General features: G+C 36.4%; 8 protein-coding genes and 1 tRNA gene. 1 reads left to right on the top strand and 8 read right to left on the bottom strand.

Going from position 1 to position 8,787, the window contains the following annotated elements; genetic code table 11:
• Positions 1-193 (bottom strand): hypothetical protein (locus Q0A18_RS09610; protein WP_292009935.1); only part of this gene is annotated, 193 nt, incomplete at its 3' end.
• A gap of 239 nt (positions 194-432) precedes the next feature.
• Between Q0A18_RS09610 and Q0A18_RS09605 the strand changes: the two genes are divergently transcribed.
• Positions 433-1,317: a C1 family peptidase gene (locus Q0A18_RS09605; protein ID WP_292009934.1), complete on the top strand. Its 885-nt coding sequence runs from the start codon at positions 433-435 to the stop codon at positions 1,315-1,317.
• A gap of 198 nt (positions 1,318-1,515) precedes the next feature.
• On the opposite strand, the gene Q0A18_RS09600 is transcribed toward Q0A18_RS09605, so the two are convergent.
• From Q0A18_RS09600 to thrA, 7 genes are all read right to left on the bottom strand, one after another.
• Positions 1,516-1,589 (bottom strand) — tRNA-Cys (locus tag Q0A18_RS09600).
• 49 nt (positions 1,590-1,638) lie between these two features.
• Positions 1,639-2,058: an RDD family protein gene (locus Q0A18_RS09595; RefSeq protein WP_292009937.1), complete on the bottom strand. Its 420-nt coding sequence runs from the start codon at positions 2,056-2,058 to the stop codon at positions 1,639-1,641.
• Between the two features lie 100 nt (positions 2,059-2,158).
• On the bottom strand, positions 2,159-3,535 hold the full coding sequence (locus tag Q0A18_RS09590; protein ID WP_292009933.1) for a DUF4403 family protein: 1,377 nt from the start codon (positions 3,533-3,535) through the stop codon (positions 2,159-2,161).
• 11 nt (positions 3,536-3,546) lie between these two features.
• Positions 3,547-3,912: a dihydroneopterin aldolase gene (gene folB, locus Q0A18_RS09585; protein WP_292009932.1), complete on the bottom strand. Its 366-nt coding sequence runs from the start codon at positions 3,910-3,912 to the stop codon at positions 3,547-3,549.
• 1 nt (position 3,913) lies between these two features.
• Positions 3,914-5,221, bottom strand: coding sequence for a threonine synthase (gene thrC, locus Q0A18_RS09580; RefSeq protein ID WP_292009931.1), 1,308 nt, complete (start codon positions 5,219-5,221; stop codon positions 3,914-3,916).
• A gap of 10 nt (positions 5,222-5,231) precedes the next feature.
• Positions 5,232-6,149: a homoserine kinase gene (locus Q0A18_RS09575; RefSeq protein WP_292009930.1), complete on the bottom strand. Its 918-nt coding sequence runs from the start codon at positions 6,147-6,149 to the stop codon at positions 5,232-5,234.
• A gap of 10 nt (positions 6,150-6,159) precedes the next feature.
• Complete coding sequence (thrA, locus tag Q0A18_RS09570) at positions 6,160-8,607, bottom strand: bifunctional aspartate kinase/homoserine dehydrogenase I (RefSeq protein ID WP_292009936.1); 2,448 nt, start codon at positions 8,605-8,607, stop codon at positions 6,160-6,162.
• Positions 8,608-8,787: the final 180 nt, after the last annotated feature.

Here is an 8,787-nt window from a genome sequence, read left to right as displayed (position 1 = left end):
ATTCGCCACGTTGCGGTGGGCTTGTGTGCAGGTAAAGCTGCAATGGCATCTCCAGTGTCAATGTCTTTTCTCCTTGCTGAAAGACACCATAGTAACTTGCTTTTTCCTGATCTTCATATGTATGGCTCAATAAATAATACCCTTTTTCAACGCCTTCTTGTCCCTTTTTAGTTGCTCGTAAAAAGCGCCGCAAATGTTGATAAGTATAATATAAGAAATGAAATATTTTAATAGGGAACTACGTATTGGCTACGATATTTGAGGTTTTTGAAATTTAGTTTAATTACTGTTGTTAAATTTAATTTTAATTTTGGTTAACATTTATTTAATATAGTTCATTTAAAATTGGTTTTTTTTCAATAAAAATCATTTAATACTATATTAAAAGTAAATGCATTGATTGTTGGTTTAGTTAATTTAAATATAGAAAAAATGAAATCAAAATTATGCGTATTAGCATTAGGAATGCTATTTTTTACATCATGTAGTTCAAATGATGATTCAATTGTTGAAAATCAAGAGTCTTCTGCTCAGTCTGACCAACTGTATGCTTTGGGAGCTAAGTTTGTAGACCAGGGTACTTATGATTCATTCCCTAAAGTGGATATCAGTGCTGTTGTCCAAAAATATCTGGGAAAGAATGCTTCCGAAGCAAAGGCGGCACTTCCTGCTAGCTATTCTATGTATACTTCACCTATAGGAAATCAAGGGATGGAAGGCTCTTGTGTTGCTTGGGCGACCGCTTATGCGGCTCTTAGTTCATTAGAGTATACTTTTCGAGGTGTTTCAGCTCCTCGAAGCCCTGAATATGTATTCAATCAAATTAAGGTCAGCAGTGATTGTAATGGTGCATATGTTTCTTCTGGCCTTAATTTGATTAAGAATCAGGGGGCATGTAGTTGGGATGAAATGCCTTACACTGATGCGGGTTGTACTACACAGCCAAATACTGCTCAGAAGAATGCAGCCGGTGCACATAAAATCGTTAATTGGGGAACATTGAATAAAGCAGATCTTACAGGGATAAAAACACTTCTAAGTGCAAATATTCCTGTTATTATAGCGGTTACAGTTGATACAAGTTTCTATAATATGCAAAATACGGGATGGATATGGAAAGGTGCTCATTCAGGAACTGTTTATGGGGGACATGCGATCTGTGTAATTGGATATGATGATAATAAACAAGCATTTAAAGTGCAGAATTCCTGGGGAACTTCTTGGGGAGAAAGGGGGTATTTTTGGATTGATTATACATTCTTCGCGAAATCAAGTAATGGAGCGGTTAATGAAATTTATGCAGCTTATACTTCGTAATTGTATTGATATATAATTTAATAAAATAGATAGAAAAATTTACGTATATGTAGTTATAAAGGCTGTGTTCATTTTGAATGCGGCCTTTTGTTTTCAGAATGTTTTAAAGTGAACTAAGGAAAAAAAACAAGACTTTTTTAGCATAGTTATTTTTTATGTCCAAAATAAAAACCTCTAAGGAAATACTTAGAGGTTTGATGGAGGTACCTAGCGGATTCGAACCGCTGTAGATGGTGTTGCAGACCACTGCCTAGCCGCTCGGCCAAAGTACCATTTTGAAGTGTGCAAATATAAAAATTTTTACCTTTCAAAACAAAGTTTTTACGCAATTTCTTTAATTCCTATGCTGTTTATTTCTTCTTTAGCCTGTTTTTCAGCCTCATAGTTTTTTGCATTGATTACTCTAGTATCTGATAGGCTGTCATGCCAACCATCACTTCCAAAAAAAGAAAAGGCTTCAAAAGGAATAGCCCTATAAAGGCTTCGGGATAAAATCTGCCTGGTAGTAGGAGCTTTCCCATCAATACTGATTACTTTAGTTCCTGTAACATATTTCCCCGGAGTTTTTCCATTAGCATAATTTTCCCAAAGGAAATAGTAAATCACTGAGATGACACTCCCCGAAATAAGTCCCAATAGCATTCCTCCATAATTGAAGAAATAAAAGAAGCTGATCGAAGTTAAGCTATAAGCAATATTTGAAAGGATTGATAAAATAATGTTAATAATTATTAGGACGATATTATCTATATATTATTAACAAACCTGTTTCCCAAAGAAGCTTTATGTCTTTCTACAATCTGTAAATATTTTCTCAAACTTATTCTGTTATTGATAAATATTATTGAAGTCCGTTGAATATTAGCTTTAAGGTAGCTTTAGTATCAATTACAGCAGTGATTCCGGAAGAGTTTAAAAGGATTTGAGAAGGTTTCAGAGCAAATACTTTTCCATTCATTTTTAAACCTTTATAATATTCTTTATTAAAAGCTTCTTCAATACTCTTCTTAGAAGTGTCTTCCAATTCCTGGGTTGGAATTCCATATTCACTTTCGATCATTTTTACAATTTTTCCCTGGAAGAACAGGGTGGCAGTTTTCTGGAGGATATTCGAAGTTTTCAGTTTGAATTTGGTATTCGAAAGAACGATTTTCTTTTTGCTTTCATCATATATCGGAACTCCCGAAATAAAAGAGGTTCCTTTTACATAGCCGTCTGTTTCTGCTTCAATAATGATTCTGCTGTCTCTTTCGTAAACATTGATTTCTGTGATTTTTATTTTATCTTTTCCTTCTCTTACTTCAAATTCCTTATTAAGAAACATTTTCTGTGCGATGCTGGTTGCTTCTGAAAAAGGAATATTCGCTGTAGTTTGGAGAAGGAACTGATCATTAAGCTGTGGAATAGAATTAAAATCTGCCACTGAAGTTATGGGAAGGGAAGCTTCCGGTTTTCTTCCTGTAAATGTTTCAGAGTATACATCAATTCCGATATTGGTGTCAATTTTATTGCCGTAGAATTTTAGTGGTGCTATATTGATATTGACAGGTGTGATCTTTAGCCAAGTATTATATTCCTCCGAAATCTGAAACGGTTGGGAGAAAGAATTCCATGCCATTACAACGTAAGGCTGGAAATTCAGTTGGGATGCCATTTGCTGATCAATGGTGGTACAGAATTTTTGCTGTTGTTCCTTAAGGCTTTTTTCAACAATGGAAGTAATGGGAACCTTGATCCGTCCATAGTCCAGAACAGGTTTTGTTACCCACTTGAATCCCATTGGCTGAGTAGAAGTGGTAATGATCCAGTTATTTTTAAAACTAAGGGTAGAATTAAAATACATTACGGTCTCAAAAGTTGTACTCTGATAAGTATACACTCCTAATGTCCCGATTCCCTTTTCAGCCCATATTTTTAAAGGCACCTCAATAAGAAGGTTTTGATTCGTTCCGCCTACCAGTCTGATAGGGCGGGTTTTCCATACTTTTACTTTGAATTGGTCATTATCATTATCCATATAAGAATCATCCTGATAGATAAGACCGTTCACCGAAGCATTAATCATATTGCTTATTTCCGTTAAGGGAATGCTTACCGGCATGGTAATATTGGACTTAATCTTAGGGAAATTATAAATATTCTGGTCATTAGCAGCTGTTTGTCCACTGATGCTAATGACCAGAAGTAAGAAAAACAATTTAATAAGTTTCAACTTCATTATTGTAAAAATTAATTGATAAAACTTTTTTCAAGTTCTATACTTGCCCCTTTCATTTCTCCTTTCATAGGAGGAGAAGTTTTGGTGATCCTGAATTTAATATAGGAAACCTGAGGAAAACTCTGATGAATCTTTAAAATAATCCTGCCCCCTACATGTTCCAGTAATTGAGATGGTATATCCATTTCATCATGGATGATGTCATTAATATCCGCATAGCTTATCGTATCATTTAAATCATCGGATTCTGCAGCCTTCCACAGATTTGTGTGCAGCTCAATATTCACAATATAATATGTTCCGATGATATTCTCTTCCGGGAGTACTCCATGATAAGCATATATTTTAATATCTTCCAAAAAGATCTTCGAAGTCATTCTATAAGTTTTGATGAAGCAAAAATCGTTTTAATTCTTCAAAGTCCGGATTAATTTCCGTGGTTTTTTTATCTTTTTTCATTAAGCCCTGTAAAGTTTCTGGAATTTCAACTGAATAACCAGTTGCCTTTTCCACGGCTTCCGGAAATTTTACCGGATGGGCAGTTTCAAGAATAATGCCTTTTTTGTCCGGATTTTCCTTTAGATAATTTTCTAAAGCATAATAAGCAACCGCTCCATGAGGTTCCAATATATATTGATATTTCTGGTAAACATTGGTGATGGTTCTCAGAGTCTCTTTATCATTTACAGAATAGCCAGATATTTTATTTTTCAGATCTTTAAAATTATCATGGAAAAGTTCTAGAATTCTAACAAAATTACTCGGATTTCCTACATCCATGGCATTGGAAAGGGTGGGAACGGTTTTCCGGGGTTCCAGAACCTGTGTTTTCAGATAACGGGGAATGACATCATTCGCGTTACATGCTGCAATGAAATGGTCTACAGGTAGTCCTCTGAAATAAGCTAAAATTCCTGCGCAGATATTTCCGAAATTACCGCTTGGAACACAGATGACAGGATTTTCTTTTTCAGTTTTCTGCCATTGCTTTAATGCTAAAAGATAATAGATCTGTTGAGGAAGCCATCTTGCGACATTAATGGAATTCGCTGAAGTTAAAAATAATCCAGCATTAACCTCTTTATCTGAAAAAGCCTGCTTTACCAGATTTTGACAATCATCAAAGCTTCCATCTACTTCCAATGCAGAAATGTTACCACCCAAAGCTGTCAATTGTTTTTCCTGTACAGGGCTTACCCTGTTTTTAGGATAAAGAATAACTACGTTAATGCCGGGGATATTATGGAAGCCATCTGCTACAGCACCTCCCGTATCTCCGGAAGTGGCTACCAATACGGTCACTTTTTTATTTTCATCTTTTAAAAAGTAAGATAAACAGCGGCTCATAAATCTTGCACCCACATCTTTAAAGGCAAGGGTAGGGCCATGGAATAATTCCAGAACAAAAATCTGATCATTGATTTTTTTAAGAGGAATATCAAATTGAATGGTTTCTGTAACAATTTTTCTTAGCTCCTCTTCAGGTATTTCATCAGAAACAAAATCTTTCATACACTGAAAAGCAATTTCCTCATCCGAAAACTGATTCAGATTTTTGATAAAATCATCTTTAAACTGAGGAACTGATTCAGGAAAGAAAAGCCCTTTCTCCTTCCCTTGTCCCTTTATAGAAGCTTTTTTAAAACTGATAACTTCCTCCGTATCTTTTAAATTATAATAGTTCATTTGTTTTTTCTTAATAAGTTTTTATTCCTTCCGGATTGATCTTGGAAATATATACAAAGCTTTCGATCTGTAAAGTTTCGTATACCGATTTCATCATATCTGCAATCTGACGGGCAGTTTCCTCCTGCTCGCTCAGCATGAATATAGAAGGACCGGATCCGGATATTCCCCCACCTAGAGCTCCGATTTCCATACTTTTTTCTTTTACTTCATCAAATCCCGGGATGAGGATACTTCGGACAGGCTCCACAATAACATCCTGAAGACTTCGGCCAATCAGAGCAAAATCATTTTTCAGGATTCCGGTAACAAGCCCGGCAACGTTTCCCCATTGTTGTATAGCATCTTTTAGCTGTACATTTTTTTTCAGGATTTGTCGCGCATCCGATGTCTTTACTTCTACCTGAGGATGGACGGCAGTAACAAATAAATCAGGGGTACGTAAAGGAATAATATCCACTGGATCTGAAGACTTTACCAATGTAATTCCTCCATAGATACACGGTGCAATATTATCAGCATGCCTCACCCCTGAAGCCAGTTCTTCCCCATACATGGCAAAATGAACAACTTCTTCCTTAGAAAGGGTATTCCCTAATAATATATTTGCTCCGAAAGCAGCTCCGGCAGCGCTTGCCGCACTTGACCCCAATCCGCTTCCCGGTTTTATATTTTTATGGATGATTACTTCAAATCCGTTTTTTAAATGAAGCTCTTCCTGCATTTTTAATAAGACAACTCCTGCTACATTTTGTGAAGCTGTTTCCGGAAGCTCATATTGATCCGTATGTCTGATGATGATATCTGAAGTATCCAATAATCTTAATTCCATTTCATCATACGGTTTGTGGATAGCCATTCCCAGGATATCAAATCCGCATACCATATTCGCTACTGTAGCCGGAACTTTTAATTTTATATTTTTCATATCTTTTATTTTAAACAGAACGGACTATGTCAGCAAATACTCCGCTGGCAGTAACTTCTGCACCGGCACCGGCACCTTTTACAACCAAAGGCTGCTCAGAGTATCGTAAAGTTTTAAACATCACAATATTGTCCTTTCCGTAAAGGTGGTACAAATCGCTGTCCGAGGCGATATGCTGGAGACCTACTTTTGCTTTTCCATTCTCAAAATCAGCGACATATTTAAGGATTTTCCCTTCTTTCTGAGCTTTATCCAGCAAACCTTTAAAATGATCTTCATAGCGGCTGAGGGCTTGATAGAAGTCTTCTACGCTTCCCTGCATACATTCTTCAGGAAGGAAACCTACGTTTTCTATGGCTTCAAATTCTAATGTATATCCGGCTTCCCGGGCAAGTATTAAAATTTTACGGGCAACATCGGTTCCTGCAAGGTCTAATCTTGGATCAGGTTCCGTATAACCTTCTTTCTGAGCCTGAGCTACTACTTCTGAGAAAGGTCTGCTTCCATCATAATTATTGAATACAAAATTTAATGTACCACTTAATACCGCTTGTATGGAATTGATTTTATCTCCGCTTCTGATCAGGTCATTGATTGTTCCTATAATCGGTAAACCGGCTCCTACATTTGTCTCAAAGAAAAATTTACAATTATGGTCTTTGGCAAGGGTTTTCAGTTTTTTATAATGGCTGAAATCTGAGGCTGCTGCAATTTTATTACAGGCTACAATATTTACGCTTCTTTTTAAAAGACTTTCATAGATTTCAGGTACTTCCGAGCTAGCCGTTACATCTACAAAAACTGAGTTTCTGAGATTTCGTGAAATAATTTCTTCAGCAAACAGTTCAGGAGTAGAATCTTCGCCATTGTTAAGCAGTTCTGCAAAATCAGCTGAAGAAAGTCCTTTATTCTCAAATACCATCTTTTTGCTGTTAGAAAGTCCGGCAATACGAAGATTGATCAATAAGTTTTCTTTTAAATATTCATTCTGTTCATAGATCTGCTGGATAAGTTTTGAACCGACATTTCCTGTCCCGCACAGATAAAGGTGTACCTGCTTGATCTCCGATTCGAAAAACTCTTCATGAAGTACATTGATAGCCTTTCTTATATCATTTTCCGAGATGACGATACTGATGTTCTTTTCTGAGGAACCCTGTGCAATAGCACGGATATTCACTCCGTTATTCCCAAGGCATCCGAACATTTTTGCACTTACACCGCTTCTGCTTTTCATATTTTCACCTACAAGAGCGACAATAGAAAGTCCCGTTTCTATTTTTACAGGTTCTATTCTCTGAAGCTTTAAATCATCTTCAAAAGCAGAATTGATGGCTGACTGTGCATGATGAGAGTCTTTTTCCCCAATCGCTATAGTGATAGAATGTTCCGATGAACTTTGAGTAATCAGGATCACGTTAATCTTCTCATTGCTCAGACATTGGAATAGCTTTGCCGAAATGCCGGGTATGCCGATCATTCCACTGCCTTCCAACGTAAGAAGCGCAATCTGGTTCATATTGGAAATTCCTACCGCAATCTGACCTCCGTTTTCCGAAACTTTAAGATTTTGAGAAACAAGAGTCCCTTGATCTTCAGGTTGAAATGTATTCTTGATCCACAGATCGATATTTTTTACCATAACCGGCTGTATAGTCGGAGGATAAAGCACCTTTGCTCCGAAATGAGAAAGCTCCATAGCTTCCTGATAAGAGATCTCAGGGATTACTTTAGCACTGCTTACCAACCTTGGATCCGCGGTCATCATTCCGCTTACATCTGTCCATATCTGAAGTTCTTCTACATTCAGTGCAGAAGCTAAGATCGCTGCTGTATAATCGGAGCCTCCTCTTCCTAAAGTTGTGGCATTATCTTCTTTATCCTTAGCGATAAACCCGGGGACAACAGTAATCTGTTGATGATTTTTACTGAAATAATTATTTACATTTTTTTCTGTTATATCAAAGTTAACTTTAGCATGAGTAAAATTACTGTTGGTTCTTATAACCTCTGTAGAATCCATCCATGAGACATCGAGTCCTTGTGATTGTAATCTGGCTACGATAATATTGGATGATAAAAATTCTCCGTAAGAAGTTATTTTATCTTTTATTCTGCCGGTAAATTCTCCCAATATGAAGATCCCGTTACAGATATCTTCAATATCATTAAAGTGCTTTTTAACAAAACTCAGCCATGAACTTTGCTCGGATATGGGAATCAGTTCTTTTACTGCCTGCAAATGTTTTTCTTCCAGGTTTTTTACAAACTGCAGATAATCTTCATCCTTATCGGATGCTGCTTCCGCTGCTTTTATTAAAGTGTCGGTAACACTTTGCAAAGCTGAAACTACTACAACTATTTTATGATTTAAAGATTCTTTTTTTATTATTTTTTCTGCCCGCAGTATATTTTCTGCGTTGGCGACGGAAGTCCCTCCAAATTTTAAAACTTTCATCATTGATTTTTTTTGAAATGTTATAATCGATTAATTATTACTCTTTAGAAAAAAGAGTATACGGTACGGATATAATATGTGTAAAATTACCCCGTTATGGGGTGATAATCGTTGTAGAAATAATAGAAACAGAAGAAGTCTCCGAAGTATAGAAATTCGGATGAGAGAAATCAGATATGT

This window comes from Chryseobacterium sp., from assembly GCF_022712095.1.
In the GTDB taxonomy this organism is placed as follows: domain Bacteria; phylum Bacteroidota; class Bacteroidia; order Flavobacteriales; family Weeksellaceae; genus Chryseobacterium.
This window is presented reverse-complemented; position numbering and strand designations above follow the sequence as displayed.